Here is a 15,940-nt window from a genome sequence, read left to right on the forward strand (position 1 = left end):
CGTCAGGTATCACGGTGTCTCCTGGTTGAACGGGTGCGGGCGGGGGGGACGGGGAGCCACTCGTCCCCGTCGGGACGCAGGACCGTGATGCTGCGTGCGGCGGCCGTCAGCCGTCGGCCGAGAAGTTCGGCGGTCAGGGCGACTACGCGCACCTCGGCTCGGGAGGCGGTCGCGGCGGAGGCGCGATCGTTGCTCGCGACGGCGAACCGGCCCACCTCGCGACGGCGAACCGGCCGACCTCGCGTCGGCGCGCCCGCCGGGCCTGAGCGGCACACGGTCGGCACCGTGGAGGTTGCGGTCGCCGCAGAGCACTCGGGACCCGGCGCCTCGCCATAGGGCCCACCGTGCCGCTGGGGTCTGACAACCGCGGCACCGCCGATGCTGCCCGCCCGACCTCCACCAGGCCCCAAGGGTGGCGTCCACGGATCCGGCTATTCAGGGTGGACGTGCAGGCAGACCTCGCGGCGGAGGAGGCTAGTGCCGTGGACCCCGACACCCCGGACCTCCAGCCGACACACGAGGGGGCACCGCCGGTCGGCACGGCACCGCGGGCGGGGTCGCCGGAGGTGGAGGTCCCGGAGGCCGGGGATCAAGATCGGCCGCCGGAGTCGAGGGCGCCACACCCGGACGAGGGCCCCGCCCAACCGTCCGCCTACGCGCTGGTGCAGCTGGCTGATGAGGTCTTCGCCGTCAGTGACAACTGGTGGGCGGTTGCCGATGCGTTGACCCGAACGGCGCAGGACGTTGGGCTGAACCTCGACAGCCCGGGGTTGGTGGCGCTCCGGTTCGGGGTGCGCGTCGCTCTCCGCGAACGCCTCTATCCGGGACGTCGACGACCAGAGGTCGTGTTAGAGCCTGTCGACCTGCCGTTGGGCAGCCGACCGACCCGCCCGCGGGACGCCACAGCCGAGGCTGCGGAGCTGTGGCGCCGCATCGGAACGCAGGCGCGACACCCCGCAACCCGGGCCCGCTTCCTGGACCTGCTGGTGGTGCGGGGCGGACCGGGAACACCGGCGACCGCGGCTGCGGCCATGCGCGCCTACCTCGACCTGGCCCGTCTCGGCCGCTACCGCGTCGCGGAGGCTCCAGAGGAGTCCGTACGAGGGTCCACGCCGGGGGAGGGCTCGACCCAAGTCGAGTACAAGGTGGCGGCCGCGGTCGAGCCCGCGGTCGAGCCCGAGGTCAAGTCCGGTGCGGAGGCCGGCGGGGAGGACGGTGCGGATGCAGACGGCGGGGAGACGATCGCCCGCGGCGCGGACCCGACTTCCCCGCCCGGCACAGAATCGTCGTCGTTCTTAGACGTCGAGTGGGCCGGTCGGTCGGTGGACCTGGCGATCTGTCGGGCGCTCACGCTGGCCCGGATCGCCAATCATCATCCCGACGGGCCGCCGGCCGCTGACGACGCCCTTACCCTCGCACTCGACACCGCCGAGCACCGGTTGGCCGATCCGCTGCGGGCGGCCACCGCCATCGGGCTGCTGCAGTTCGCCGCTGCGGCGGCGGTCCTCAGTCCCGATGACCGGACACGACTGCTCCGCCTCGCCGACAGCGCCTCGATCCGGCTCGCCGACCGGCCCTGGCTAGTCGATGCCGCCGCCGCGGTGCTCATCACCCTCGACCCGACGCGGCGGGCCATGCTCGACGAGCGACGCGTCGCCGCCCATGTGGCAGCCGCCGACGGCAGACCTCCGGCCGCACGGCTGCTGCTGCTGGACCAGGCCGCCGCCCTAGCGCACAGCCTGCAGCGACCCGACCTCGCGGACCCCGTCACCCGCGAGCTGCAGGCGATGGACAAGTCCTCGTTGGGGCTGACGCCCGTCCGGCACGCCGTCAGCCTGCCTGCCGAGATCATCGACACCGCCATCGAGCACATGTCACACGGCCCGGACTGGCGCAGCGCTCTGCACAGCTGGCTGAACAGCGACTCGCCGACCGGGAATCCGGCCGCGACCGAAAACGCGGTGCGCCGGCTGCGGGAGACGCCCAGCCTGGCCAACGTCCTACCGACCGTGCTGCTCGGCGCCGGTCAGTTGCCTCGCTGGCGCGCCCGCGAGGAGGGGGACGAAGCGGCCCGGGAGCGCGCGCGCCTGGAGGAGCACCACATCCGGCTGCAAGGCTTCCTGCTCGCCGAAGCGCTGGATCAGGTCGGAGCAAAGGGCAGCCCGACCGAGGCCGAGCTCACCATCTACCTCGACGACCTGGGAGCCGAAGATCCGCTGCTTGCCGCAGCCCTGGCCCGAGCCTTCAGCCGCTATTGGGCGGGCGACTTCGAAGCCGTGGTGCACACCGCGGTGCCCCGGATCGAGGCGGCTGCCCGGGCGCTCGTCCTCGAGCTGGACCAGGCGGCCTACCAGGTGGCCCGCGCGAAGGAACCCGGCAAGTACGTCGGCCTCGGCGTGCTGCTGTCGATCCTGGCGGAGGTGGGCCTGGACCCCGCGTGGGAGCGGTTCCTGCGCACGTTTCTCACCGGTCCGCTCGGCATGAACGTGCGCAACGACGTCGCGCACGGCTTCGTCCTGCGGCCGCCGACCCGCGAAATCGCAGCACTGGCCGTGCGGGCCCTCGCCGTCCTCACCCTGCTGGTCGCCGCGGACGTCGCCGAGCAGCGCCCCGCCGACGACAGCATCCTCACCGCGTGGCCGGGCACCATCGTCGACGCCGCCGCGTTCGCACTCCGCCTCGCGGCCCGCGATCCACGCCGGCTTCCAATCCTGATCGCCGCCGAAGTCCGCAGCATGCGTCGGGTCCTCACGGCGACTCTGTTCAGGCGGCCGCGCCGGTAGCCGCCGCCAGCAGGCCGGCGACAACCGCCCACCGCCGCGGACTGACCGGACCGGATGCGCCGAGGGATAGGGCTCAGCACGGTTTCATCGGAGCGCAGCCGCCCGCCAGCGCCGATCGGGAGCTCAGGCGGACACTCGCCAGGTCGCCTCAGCCGTCACTACCGACACGCGGTCCGTCGCCACACCCCGCACCTCCGGACAGCACCTCGACGGTGCGCCACGGGCGACCGGTCAGGTCCCGGTGCCGGCGCGTCCTCCGGGTCCGGGGGCCCCGAGGGGATGACGACGGCCTGGCACGGGCGGTGCGCAGGCTTGCAAGCCGGGAAGATTCGGTGGTGCCGATGTTGCGGGCGAGGACCGCGTTGCCGTATCCGCACCGGGACCGAGCGACGGCGGCACTGCGTGCGCAGCTGCGCCACGACCTCGCTCCCGGCGACCAGCCGGACTGGGGCACCTTCACCGTGGCCGGACCAGTCGAGACCGCCGATCTCCGTGGTCGCATCTGGTTCGAGTACCGCGCCGAGCTCACCACGGCCGGCTGACGGCAATGCCCTACCCGCCGCGCCCACAGCTGGCCCCGTTGCCGCAGTTCCGCGGCAGTGCCTGCTCTCGTCCGGATCCTGTTGTGCAGGCGCAGGTGGAGACGTTCATCGTGGAGCAGTACGCCGCCGGACGCAGCCTGCGCGAGCTGTCCGAGCTCACCGACCGGTCGTTCAGCGCCGTGCGCAACATCCTGCACAAACGCGGCATCCCCCGCCGCGACAGCGGAGCCAAGACTCTCTGCCCGCCTGACTGCTGACGTCGAGTTCACCTCGTGGCCAGGCCTCAATCCGTGGGCGTCCCTCGCCAGGATGTGCGCCAGTAGCAAGGCTGCTGATAGACCAAGCCGATGCAGGACGCACACGGCCGCTACCACGGGACCGGCTGGGTCATCGACCTGTCCGCGGACCGGCTCGGGCCGGCGGCTCGACTGGTCACCGTGCACGAAGCGTGGCACGACCGGCTGCAGTTCACGACGATGTACGGATTGCTGATCCAGGTGCTGTGGGCCGTCGGCCAAGCCCTGAACTCCGCACACGAGACGCAGCGAGCAGATCAACTGCTGCTGGGAGCTGCCCGCACCCACGAGGAGTTCGCCTCGTGGATGACCGAACAGTTGGCCGGTCCGCTGCTGGGCGACCTCCGGCAGGCCTACCCCACGTACGCCGAGCACGCCCGCCGCGCCACCGAGCGGGTCGGAACACACAGCAGCGACTACGCCCGCATGCACGCGATCAACGCGTTCTACCGCGCCTGCATGCAGTCGGCTGAGGCAGCTGAGGCCGCATCCCGACCGCTCGCAGAGCTGTCCGCCGGCTCCTTCGCCCGCTCGGCGCGCCCGGATCACCGGCTGCGCATCCTCGCCGCCGCGGTGCGAGCCCAAGGCTGGGGCCCGGTCGCCACGGCGGGGCGCTCGCTGACGGTGGAGGACTACGCGAACGAGCACGACCGGGCCTGGGAAGCGGTTGCACGCGACTACTACGGCCGCTGCGCGAACCTGCTGACCGCTGGCGGCTGCCCCACACTTCCCTACGAAGGTCAGCTTCTGCGCGTCGAGGACTTGCACGAGCGGGCGGTCGAGCAGGTCGGCGGGCCGATCCGTCTGGTGCCTGCTTCGGCGTCCACCGAGGGCCTGCAGGCCGATGAGGACGTGGTGCTGCGAGCCATGGAGAGCGAGACGGTGCGCGTCCGCGCCGTCCAGTCCTGCACTGTGCTGGACCGCGCCACGGCGCCGGAGGAGCTGGCGGCCGGCCGGGGTACTGGCAGGCACCTGTTCCTCGCCATCCGGCCGGCCGCGCGGTTGGCACGCCTGTATGAGCCGCTGGGCGCAGCGATGCCCACCGGTCCCCACACAGCGGTCCTGCGCGGCACCACGCACCGCGGTGGTCAGCGCGTCGTCACGATGCTGGACGTCAGCGACCGTCCCCCCGCCGACGTCTGCGCCCCCGGACTGCCGATCGTCACCAACATCAGCATGCGGTCCCTCGCCGATGATGCGACGCGCACGCGGTGGGCGCCCCTACTGTCAACGGTGTCGAGCACGGTGCTGGTCGACCTGTCGCCGACCCGACACCTCCGGCTGTGGCTCACCGGCGGCACCCACACTGCTCAGTACGCCCTCGTCCGTTATCAGGCGGCCGAACGAGAGGTCACCGCCGTGATCTGGCAGCTGGCCAGCGAGTCCGGTGGCCGATCGCGGCTGCACATCGCCGTCGTAAGTCCCACCTTTCCAGCCGCGCTGGAGGTGTGGATCGCCGCCCAGCCCGACCTGGCAGCCGTCCTCCGCCGCTGCGACGAGCTCGCCGATGGCCACGAGGAGCTGTTGGGCCTCACGATGGGCCATCTCCTCGCCGAGGAGGGCATATTCGACTTCCTTGCGGGAGATGCCTCGTGACCGGCCCATCAGCGTCCACGGCGCTCGAGGACCTCCTCGGCGACCAACCGGCGTCCAAGGAGCAGTTGCACGTGCTGTGGGCGTCGCTCACCGGCTGGACGGCGACCGATCATCCCGACGCGTGGGAGTCTTGCGAGGACGCCATCCTCGGGGCACTGGAGCCGGATCGGGCTCTTCAGATGCGGCCCGGTGGCTGGATCGTCGACCTGTCCAGCTCGATCGTGCGAACCACGGTCGCGGCTGCGCTGATCGGTGGTGCCATGTGGCCGGCCGGCCTGGACCAGCTGCCCGGCTTCGTGCTGCCCGCCGTCCTGCCGATGCTCTTCGACATCCGCCGGGCCCGCCTCACCCGGCAGGATCGCCGCCTTCTGGTCGACCTCCGGCTGCGCACGACAGCCCAGCAACTGAGCTGGCCTTGGCCCCCGGCCGCGATGTACCAGCGGCTGCCCACGACGGTCCGGCAGTCACTCTCCGAGGATGACTTCGCTGACTTCTTGCAACGGCTCGTCGCGATCGGGGAGGCCGATCCCGCCGACTACGGAGAGGTCCGCCTGCGGCCCGGCGGGCAACCGGCGTGGCTGCGCATCACCGTGGACTAGAGCTGCCGGGCCGAGCCAGCGCCGGACCGCGCCTCACCGAACAGCCATGCTCCTTGCCGATCTGCAGTACGCGTGATCGTCGGCGGTGACGAGCATCCGCGGCCTCGGCGCCGGACCGCAGCCGGAACGCAGGAAAGGCGGGTGGCGTCGTGCCCGGCGCAATCTGGCCCGCCCGTCTGATCCTGTGGGTTTGCAGTCCCTCGCAGCTGAGGAAGCCCAGTGCGTGGCGGCGTGGGTCGCCGGTTCGAGCGGGACGCCGTTGCCCTGCCGCCACAGCACTGCCAGGTGACTCTGCGCGCTCGGGCGATCAGTCCGATGCCGTACGCCGGCAGCCGCCCGGCCACGCCCAGGCAAATGCTGACTATCGCGTTCCGCGGTCACTACGGTGACCGGGCGTTTGCAGACGGCGCCGAGCTGTCGGCCGACCTGCGCGAAGCAAGGCTGTTGTCGCCCGCGGCTGCAGACCGTCCTAAAGGAAATAGACTAGTTCACAGGTTCACACTTGCAAGGCCCGTGAATCTGTGCCAGCATGATTCGCATGACGACCAGACCAGCCCGGCGGGCCACGAAGCGATCGGTCCAGTCGCGGGTGCGCACGCTGCACGTCGTGGACATCGAGAACCTGGTGGGGTCGGGGCGACCCGCGTTGTCCGACGTCGTGGCGGCGCGGTCCGCCTACCTCGACCTGGTGGGAGTCGGGCCGTTGGGCCAGTTCGTCATCGCGTGCAACCGCGGCTGCCCGATCGACGTGGGTTGTGGCTGGGGGCCTGGTTGTGCCCGATACCGCCTGGGAGTCGGGCGCGACGGCGCGGACTGGGAGCTGCTCGACGTCCTCGAGACCGAAGGCGTGTCGGATCGGTTCTCGCGGGTGGTGATCGCCTCGGGTGATGGCATCTTCGCCCCGACGGCCGGCCGCTTGGCCACCGCGGGATGTGAGGTCACCGTGGTGAGTCGGCGCGCCAGCCTGTCGGCGCAGCTGTCGTTGGCGGCCAAGAACGTCGTCTACCTCGCCGATCTCGACGTCGTAGGGGTGTCCGTCCCGGTCTCCGCGGGGAGCGCGGCATGACGGGGGAAGGCGCGCGCCAGCCGCAGCTGACGCTGGCGGACATCGCGGTGCTGGCAAACGTCGGCCGCCCCGCGGTCAGCAACTGGCGCAAGCGATTCGCGGACTTCCCCCAGCCGGTCGCGGGCACCGCCGCAAGCCCGCTATTCGACCCCTTGCAGGTGGAGGAGTGGCTTCGGCAGACCGATCGGTACGTGGGCCGTCCCGGGGTGGAGCACCGGCTGTGGAAGGCGATGGATCGGTTCCGGGGTGAGCTCCCGATGGAGACCGTGCTCGAGGCGGTCTGCGCGGTTGCGACGCTGCGCTACGTCACCGGCCTACCGCAGCGCGCCCGCAACCTCGCCGAGGGGGCAGCGCCCGCCCCGGAGATGTGGGCTTCGGTGGAGACCAGCCCGCCCCACCGGCAGTTGGACGACCTGCGGCACGCCGCCGTCAGGGTGGAGGCGGCAACTCCGTCGCTGACCGGGCTGCTGGCGCCGCCGCTGGATCGGCTGCCGGAGAGGGCAGCGGACCTGCTTCAGCTAGTGGGGGAGATTCCGGTCGAGGACACGGCGCGGCTGGTCGAGGCGGTTATCGGCATGCTGCGGCGGGCGACCGGGCGGGGTGGCCTGGAGTGGACCACCGCGGAGCCGCTGAGCGAACTGGTCGTCAACCTGGCTCGTCCGGTCAATGGCACGGTTTATGACCCGGCCGCGGGCGTCGCCGGCGCGTTGCTCGAGGCGCGCCGGGAGGCGGAGGGCCCCGTCCAGCTCACGGGCCAAGAGGTGAACGAGAGCGCATGGCGCCTAGCCAACCTGCGCTTGATCGTCCACGGCGCCGACGGCTCCGTCAGCCGGGGGAACACCCTGCTTCACGACCGCGAGCCGGGGCTGAGGGCGTCGCTGATCGTCCTCGATCCGCCGTTCGCGCTGAGCAACTGGGGCGCCGACGAGGTTCGACACGACCGCCGCTGGCGGTTCGGGGAGCCGACCGGGAAGAGCGCCGACATGGCCTGGGTGCAGCACGCGGTGGCTCACTTGGCGCCCGGTGGCCGCGCGTTCGTCCTCCTGCCCGCGGGGTCACTGTCCCGCGGCGGTGGAGATGGCCGTATTCGGCACGAGCTGATCCGGCAGGGCGCGGTCGAAGCCGTGGTGGCGCTGCCTGGCGGCCTTGTGCCCCGCACCGGGATCGCGCTGGCCCTGTGGGTGCTTACGCGGCCGGAGGAGTCGCCGGCCCGGGACCGGGTGTTGCTGATCGACGCGACGGCCTTCGAGCGAGCGTCGTTCTCGTCTCGGGCACCGGACGTGGTCGACCTGTACCACCGGTGGCGGCGCACGGGCGAGCTGGGTGAGGCGGACTGGGCAGTTGCCCCAAATCTGCTGGATCTGCTGGGGATCGAAGCCACCCTCCTGCCGTCCCGGTGGATCCCGACGGCCCTGGAGTCGGCGGACGCGGAGCAGGTGATCGGTGAGTTGCGGCGGGACGCCGGTCGACTTTCCTCCGCGCTGCGGGCGCTCGGCGCATCTCCGGATGTGCGGCTGGACGTCCAGGCGGCCACGGATCATGCGACGCGGCGTATGTCGGTAGAGCGACTCGTGACCGACGGAGAGCTGACGCTGTACCGCGGCGAGCGCGTGCCGCGCGATGAGCTGGATGCAGCTGGCGAGGTACCTGTTATCACGGCCTCGCATGTCCGACAGGGCGCGGTGCCGGATCCGGCCGACTGTCTCGGCGTGCCGGCCGACGTCCTCCAGGGACGGGTGGAGCGCACCCAGGCCGGAGACGTGCTCGTGCTGCCGGAGGGTGGGCCGATCCGCGCAGTCGTCGTCGAAAAGGGCGGGGCGATCGCCGCCTGGCCGCTGTGGGTGCTGCGGCCCCGCCCGAACTCAATCCATCCGGGCTATCTGGCGGCATGTCTGGCGAGTGAGTGGAACAACCGGCACCTCATGGGCAACGCCATTCCGCGCGCTCACGTCCGGGATCTGGAGGTCCCGCTACTGCCACCCGACGCCCAGCAGTCCGTCGTCGGACAGCTTCAACAGCTCGATGCCCTACGTCGGGACAGCGAACTGGCCGCGATTCTGGCCGGGAGGATGTCCCAACGGGTCGTCGATGGCCTTGCCGCCGGAGTTCTCACCGTCGACGAGAGCGACTGACGAACTGGTGACAGACCGCCGCAAGCGGGCCCGATTCACCCGTTCGGTGACAGACGGTGCCCCCAATGAACCGGAAATGTCAGCAGGTTTCCTTAACGTCCTCTGCCCGCCGCCCCCTCCGCACCGCCCCTCAAAGGAGCACCGAACGTGACCAAGCCGGACCCTAACTTCATCTGGTCGATCGCCGACCTACTCCGCGGCCCCTACCGTCCGAAGGAGTACGGCACGGTGATCCTGCCGTTCACGGTCCTAGCGCGGTTCGAGTCGGTGCTCGCCCCAACCAAGAAGGCAGTGCTGGCCGCGGCAGCCAAGTACGAGGACTCCCCGCCGCTCCTGCGCGACACGATGCTGAAGCGCGCTGCCGGCCAGGACTTCTACAACACCTCACAGGTCAGCCTGTCCGACCTCGGTGACCCCAGCCAGCTAGCCGCAAACCTCATCAACCTCATCGACGGCTACAACGAGGAGGTCCGCCAGATCTTCGAGCGTTTCGACATGCACAACGTCATCCGCACGCTCGACGACCGCGACCGCCTGCCCGACATCGTCAAGCGCTTCGCCGTCCTCAACGTCCACCCCGACCTCGTGAGCAACGCCGAGATGGGCGATGTCTTCGAGGAGCTCATCCGCCGGTTCATGGAGAGCAGCAAGGACCTCGCGGGCGACTACTTCACCCCGCGCGAGGTCGTGCGCCTGTGCGTCTCGCTGCTGTTCTCCCCGGACACCCACGACCTGTCCGACCCCAACCTCATCCGCCAGGTCTACGACCCCACCTGTGGCACCGGAGGCATGCTGTCGGAGGCCCACCAGTGGATGGAGGACCACGGCGGACAGGCCACCCTGAGCCTGTACGGCCAGGAGTTCAACGAGATCTCGCACGCGATGGCGAAGTCGGACCTGCTCATCCGGCGCCAGGACCCGCGCAACATCTACTTCGGCGACACCTTGCTCGACGACGGCCACGCCGACAAGACCTTCACCTACTGCCTGGCAAACCCTCCCTTCGGCCAGGATTGGAAGAAGCAGCAGAAGGCAGTCCTCGCCGAGCGCGCTTCGGACGGCGAGACTGGCCGCTTCGCCGCAGGCGTGCCCTCGGTCAACGACGGCGCCATGCTCTTCCTGCAGCACCTCGTCTCCAAGATGCGTCCCGCCGACCAGGGCGGTGGCCGCGGCGCCATCGTCCTTAATGGATCGCCCCTCTTCGCCGGAGGTGCGGGCTCCGGCCCCTCCGAGATTCGCAGGCACCTGCTCAAGAACGACCTGGTGGATGCGATCATCGGCCTGCCAACCCAGATGTTTTACAACACCGGCATTGCCACGTACATCTGGGTCCTCGACAACAACAAGCCCGCCGAGCGGCAGGGCAAGGTCCAGCTCATCGACGCCACCTCGCTCTGGGTCCCCATGCCCAAGTCGATCGGCGACAAGCGCCGGATGCTCTCGCGGGCCAACATCAACGCCATCGTCGCCCTCTACGGCGAGTTCGAGGACGCAGACCCGAAGCTCTCAAAGGTCCTGAGCAACGAAGACTTCGGCTACCGAACCATCACCGTCGAGCAACCTCTCCGGCAGGTCTTCGCCGTGGACGACGACGGCATCGAGCGCGTCATGGGGCTGCGGGGCATCAACAAGCTCGACAAGGACACCCGCCACGCCCTCCGTGAGGCTCTCGGCTCGCTCGACCAGACAGCCACCTGGACTTCCTTGGGCGACTTCGACAAGGCCCTGGGCTCGGCCCTCGGCGGCCAGGGGATCGGCCTCACCCCGGCCAACCGCCGGTCAGTCACCGCAGCCTTCGCCGTGTCCTCGTCCGAAGGGACGCTCGTGACCGACAAGACGGGTGCGCCGGAGCCCGACCCCGACCTGCGGGACACCGAGAACGTGCCCCTCACCGAGGACGTCGACGCCTACCTCAAGCGAGAGGTCCTGCCCTGGGCACCCGAGGCCTGGATCGACCACAGCAGGACGAAGATCGGCTACGAGGTGCCCTTTGCCAAGACCTTCTACGTCTACCAGCCTCCGCGTCCCCTGGCCGAGATCGACTCCGACGTGCAGGGTGCCATCGCCCGTGTCCAGGCTCTCTTCGCAGAGGTCAAGGCATGACGCAGTCGGCACCCAGGAACACGCCGCAAGGATTCCTCGACGCTGCGGGTGAGCTGCGTCGATTGGACTCGGTGGCTCGCACGTCGAGGTTCAAAGTCACTGCTGCGGAACTCGACGGACTCGATGTACTCCACTTCTCAATCCCCAATGTCCAAGCCACCGGCACGGGCGTAGTCGAGTCTGGTGACACCATCGATAGCGATAAGTGGCTTGTCTCCGAACCAGTCGTTCTTGTCTCGAAGCTCAACCCCCGCAAGGGGACGGTCGCAATAGCGGATCCGGCAGGACAACTTGCGGTGGCGTCCAGCGAGTTCGTCCCTCTGACTACCGACGACCCCGATGACGACCGGTTCCTCTTCTACGTCGCCAGCAGCGCTGTCGTTGCCGCCCACCTGGCCGCGATGACCACTTCGGTCACCAACAGTCATCAGCGAGTCGCCCCAAGTGATATCCGCACGTTGGGCATCCCTTGGCCAGCAAGGCTCGCAAGGGCAGCAATCGCGGACTTCCTCGATCGTGAGATCGCGCAGATCGACGAGATGATCAAGGCGCAGCTCGAGCTAATCGCGGTCCTGCGATCCCGGCGCACCGCCGAGGTGGTTGCCGCCGTGCGACTCCAGCAGGACGCCGACGACCTGCCCGCCGGCTGGGAGCTGCTTCCTTTCAAGTACGTCATCGCGTCTCGCTTCACCGGTGAGTGGGGCGGGGAACCCGGCAGCGATGACGTCGACGTGTCGTGCGTGCGCGTCGCCGACTTCCATCGGGCTCACCGTCGGGCCGGCACGGCCATCCCCACTACTCGCTCCGTCTCGGCGGACAAGGCCTGCGCGAAGGCCCTGCGCCCTGGTGACCTGCTGGTCGAGCGGTCCGGCGGCACGGCCAAGAACCCGGTCGGCACCGTCGTCCTATACGACGGCCCCGAAGGTGCGATCAGCTCGAACTTCATCGAGTGTGTCCGCCTGCGCGACGAGCACGACCCGGCCTTCTGGTGCTACCTGCAGGAGGCGGCCTACAGCACCGGCTTCACCCAGGTGTTCGTGCGACAGACCAGTGGCATTCAGAACCTCGACGCCCAGGAGTTCTACCGCGAGTATTTCGCCGCGCCTGGGTTGGCCGAGCAGCGACGCATCGCAGCTGCCCTCGACCAGCAGACCGCCCAGCTTGCCGAGATGATCGACGCCGCCAACGACGTCGTCAGCCTCCTCCGTGAGCGGCGTGAGGCCCTCATCACCGCCGCCGTCACCGGCGGCATCGACCCCGGCACCGGTATTGAGACCGTCGAGGAGACGCCATGACCTTGAAGAAGAACGAGGCGGCCATGGAGGCCGAGATCGTCGCCTACCTCGACGCCCACGGCTGGTGCCACGAGGAGGGCGCAGCAGCACGCTACGACCGGCAGCGCGGGCTGTTCCCCGACGACGTCTTCACGTGGCTGGAGAAGACCCAGCCTGAGGAGCTGGCCAAGCACCTCAAGGAGGGTCTCGACCCCGCCGCCGCGGCGAAAGCCCGCGACGGGATCCTCAACGCCCTCGCCTCCACCCTCGACAGCCCCCAGGGCGGCACGCTGACCGTGCTGCGCAAGGGCTTCCGGCGTGTCTCTTCACGGTTCGACGTGGTGCAGGCGAAGCCGACCGAGACCAAGAACCCGACCACGGTCAAGCGCTACGAGGAGAACATCCTGCGAGTAGTGCAGCAGGTGCACTACTCGCCGACCAACCCCCACAAGTCGGTCGACCTGGTCCTGTTCTGCAACGGCATCCCCGTGGCGACAATCGAGCTGAAGACCGAGTTCACCCAGTCCGTGGCCCGCGGCCAGCTCCAGTTCAAGAACGACCGCGACCCCGGGCCCGACGGCAAGGACGTGCTGTTCGCCTGGGGCAAGCGCGCACTCGTTCACTTCGTCGTGACCGACAACGAGGTCTCGATGACGACCAAGATCGATGGGGCGAAGACCACGTTCCTGCCCTTCAACGTGGGCAACGGCAACGGCCGCGGCAACCCCGTCAACCCCCAGGGTTCGCGCACCGAGTACTTCTGGCGCGATGTGCTCGACCGCGACGCCTTCCTCACCATCCTGACGAAGTATTTGGTCGTGCGCACCGACGAGAAGCCCGACCCGATCACCGGCAAGGTGGTCAAGTCGACCTCGCTGCGCTTCCCGCGCTTTCACCAGTGGGACGCCGTCGAGAAGATCGTCGCCAAGGTGACCGAGCACGGCCCCGGCGAGCGCTACCTCATCGAGCACTCGGCCGGCTCTGGCAAGACTGACACGATCGTGTGGACGGCCTTCCGCCTCGCCGCGTTACACGACGCCGAGAACGCCAAGGTCTTCGACTCGGTAATTGTCGTCACCGACCGCAACGTGCTGGACAAGCAGATGTCCGCGGCCATGCGCCAGCTGGACCCCCACGCCGCCCAGATGGTCAACATCGATGGCACGGGTGGCTCCAAGTCCCAGGAGTTCGGCGAGGCCCTGCGCCTGACGACCCCCATCATCGTCGTCACAATCCAGACGGCGCCCTACGCCCTGGAGAAGCTGCGCGAGCAGGCCGAGAAGACCGGCGGCAACTACGCCGTCATCGCCGACGAGGCGCATTCCTCGCAGACCGGCATGGCGGCCTCCAAGCTCAAGGCCGTCCTCAGCCCCGCCGAGCAGGCCGAACTCGACGACGAGGGCGAGGTCGACGCGCAGAGCATCCTGGCCGCCGAGCTGCCCCAGCGCGCCGAAACGCCCAACCTGACCTACCTCGCCTTCACCGCCACGCCGAAGTCGAAGACCATCGAGCTGTTCGGTACCCCAGGCGCCGGCGAGCCCGACGCCGACGGCAACCCGACCCCCGGGCCCTTCCACCGCTACACCATGCGCCAGGCGATCGAGGAGGGCTTCATCCTCGACGTCCTGCTCAACTACACCGAATACAACGTCGCCTACGAGCTGGGCCGCAAGGTCGCCGCGGACGAAGACGACATCGAGTCCGTCGACAAGGAGGCCGCCCGCAAGGCCGCGCAGCGGTGGGTGATGCTCCACGAGCACAACATCTCCCAGAAGGTCGACATCATCGTCCGGCACTTCCGGAAGAACGTCGCCCACCTGCTGGGCGGCACCGCCAAGGCGATGATCGTCACCTCCTCGCGAAAGCACGCCCTGCGCTACTACAAGGCGCTCGAGCGCTACCTCGACAAGCACGGGATCGACGACGTCCACGCGCTCGTGGCCTTCTCCGGCACGGTCAACGTCACCCCCGACGACACCGACATCCCGCCGGACCACCTCCTCCCAGTGGGGGACTACACCGAGACGTCGGTGAACACCGGCACCAACGGACGGCCGCTGGAGGACGCCCTCAACGGCCCCAACTACCAGGTCATGATCGCCGCCAACAAGTTCCAGGTCGGCTTTGACCAGCCCCTGCTGTGCGCGATGTACGTGGACAAGCGCCTGGACGGCGTCATGGCGGTGCAGACCCTGTCGCGACTCAACCGCACCTGGGCAGGCAAGGACCGGGTCTACGTGCTCGACTTCGTCAACGACGCCGAAAACATCCTGAAGGCCTTCAAGCCCTACTACGAGGGCGCCTCGCTGGCCCAGGTCACCGATCCCGACCTGGTCAACCAGCTCGCGCTCAAGCTCGACGCAACCGGCCTGGACCGGATCTACACCCACGACGAGATGGCCGCCGCTGCCGTCGCTGCCACCGACCCCAAGGCCACGCACGGCGCCCTCGTCGCCGCGGTCGACCCGGGAGCCGAGCGCTTCGTCAAGCTGCGCAACGAGGCGCGCGACGCGGGTGACGAGGACGAGATGGCCCGCCTGGAGACCTTCCGCTCGGACCTGTCCAACTACGTGAAGGCCTACGACTTCCTGTCCCAGATCGTGCCCTACGACCTGGAGATGGAGAGCCGGTCGATCTACTACCGCCTGCTGGCCAAGCTGCTGCAGGACGACACCCCCGGCATCACGGTCGCGGTGGACGACCTGGTCTTGAGCCGCTTCAAGGTGCAGAAGAAGGAGCCGGTGAGCCTCAACCTCGCCGCCGGCGCGGCGACCCCCCTGACGCCACTGGTCGAGATGGGCACCGCCCAGGCCCGCGAGCGCGACCGGGCCCACTGGGACGACATCATCGACGCGATCAACAGCCTGTTCGCCGACAGCGGCTTGTCCGCCGACGACGCCGTCCCTGAAATCGAAAACGCCCTACGCGACGCCAAGAAGGACCCGGCGCTCGTGGCCAAGGCAAAGGCCAACACCGACCTCGACTTCAACAGCGACAGCACGGTGGTCGCCGCGGTCCTGGACAAGTTCATCGACCGCCGCGAGCGCAGCGAGGAAATCATCAACGCCTTGCTGAAGGGCCAGAACCTTGAGACATTCCATAGCCTGCTCGCCCTGCTGAACTTCCGCAGCTACCTCGCCTCCGACTCCGACGGCGCCGACCCCGAGGCCGAGACCCCGCAGGACTAGGCCGCAGAGTAGAACGCTCGGCGATTCCATCCGTGCGACGCGCCTGGCGCGCGGATGGACTCAGGAGTCCCGTCGTCGAATAGGTCGAGCTCCATACCGCGGCGCGCTATCGGGGTGTCGGTGATCGACGGGCAGGCGCTGTTAACACGGATGCAGAAGTCCTCGAACATCTCGCAGGACAGTGCCCGGGTCAGCCGGACCACGGCGCCCTTGAAGGCGGACGACTGCGGCCCGTGGCCAAGGTAGGAGGTTGCGTGCAAGTGCCCTCGTGCCGTTGCTTGCGGAGATCCGCGAGCAACGGCACGACCGCCTCAGGCCGCGTCGTTCATGGCGGGCGGTCCCTCGTCGAAGAGGCGGCTCC

General features: G+C 69.2%; 10 protein-coding genes. All 10 read left to right on the forward strand.

The features are described 5' to 3' along the window. Positions 1–482 precede the first annotated feature (482 nt). Positions 483–2,783, forward strand: coding sequence for a DUF4209 domain-containing protein (locus tag ACI79U_RS00715; protein ID WP_457065175.1), 2,301 nt, complete (start codon positions 483–485; stop codon positions 2,781–2,783). Positions 2,784–3,145: 362 nt separating this feature from the next. Then, complete coding sequence (locus tag ACI79U_RS00720) at positions 3,146–3,325, forward strand: hypothetical protein (RefSeq protein ID WP_457065173.1); 180 nt, start codon at positions 3,146–3,148, stop codon at positions 3,323–3,325. A 95-nt stretch (positions 3,326–3,420) separates the two neighbouring features. Beyond that, positions 3,421–3,582 (forward strand): helix-turn-helix domain-containing protein, encoded by a 162-nt coding sequence (locus ACI79U_RS00725; protein ID WP_457065171.1) that lies wholly within the window; start codon positions 3,421–3,423, stop codon positions 3,580–3,582. A gap of 90 nt (positions 3,583–3,672) precedes the next feature. Beyond that, complete coding sequence (locus ACI79U_RS00730; RefSeq protein WP_457065169.1) at positions 3,673–5,217, forward strand: hypothetical protein; 1,545 nt, start codon at positions 3,673–3,675, stop codon at positions 5,215–5,217. Positions 5,218–5,288: 71 nt separating this feature from the next. Further along, positions 5,289–5,816, forward strand: coding sequence for a hypothetical protein (locus ACI79U_RS00735; RefSeq protein ID WP_457065167.1), 528 nt, complete (start codon positions 5,289–5,291; stop codon positions 5,814–5,816). Between the two features lie 607 nt (positions 5,817–6,423). Beyond that, entirely contained in the window at positions 6,424–6,882 is a 459-nt protein-coding gene (locus ACI79U_RS00740) for an NYN domain-containing protein (RefSeq protein WP_457065165.1), read from the forward strand. Continuing rightward, positions 6,879–9,014: an N-6 DNA methylase gene (locus ACI79U_RS00745; protein WP_457065162.1), complete on the forward strand. Its 2,136-nt coding sequence runs from the start codon at positions 6,879–6,881 to the stop codon at positions 9,012–9,014. Before ACI79U_RS00740 ends, ACI79U_RS00745 begins: the two co-directional genes overlap by 4 nt. A gap of 147 nt (positions 9,015–9,161) precedes the next feature. Further along, a complete protein-coding gene (locus tag ACI79U_RS00750; RefSeq protein WP_457065160.1) occupies positions 9,162–11,117 on the forward strand; it encodes a type I restriction-modification system subunit M in 1,956 nt (651 codons plus the stop codon). Further along, positions 11,114–12,412 carry a hypothetical protein gene (locus ACI79U_RS00755; protein ID WP_457065158.1) on the forward strand — a complete coding sequence of 433 codons (1,299 nt, stop codon included), beginning with the start codon at positions 11,114–11,116 and terminating at the stop codon, positions 12,410–12,412. Before ACI79U_RS00750 ends, ACI79U_RS00755 begins: the two co-directional genes overlap by 4 nt. After that, positions 12,409–15,579 (forward strand): type I restriction endonuclease subunit R, encoded by a 3,171-nt coding sequence (locus ACI79U_RS00760; protein ID WP_457065156.1) that lies wholly within the window; start codon positions 12,409–12,411, stop codon positions 15,577–15,579. Before ACI79U_RS00755 ends, ACI79U_RS00760 begins: the two co-directional genes overlap by 4 nt. Positions 15,580–15,940: the final 361 nt, after the last annotated feature.

It is taken from the genome of Modestobacter sp. SYSU DS0904 (genome assembly GCF_054051115.1).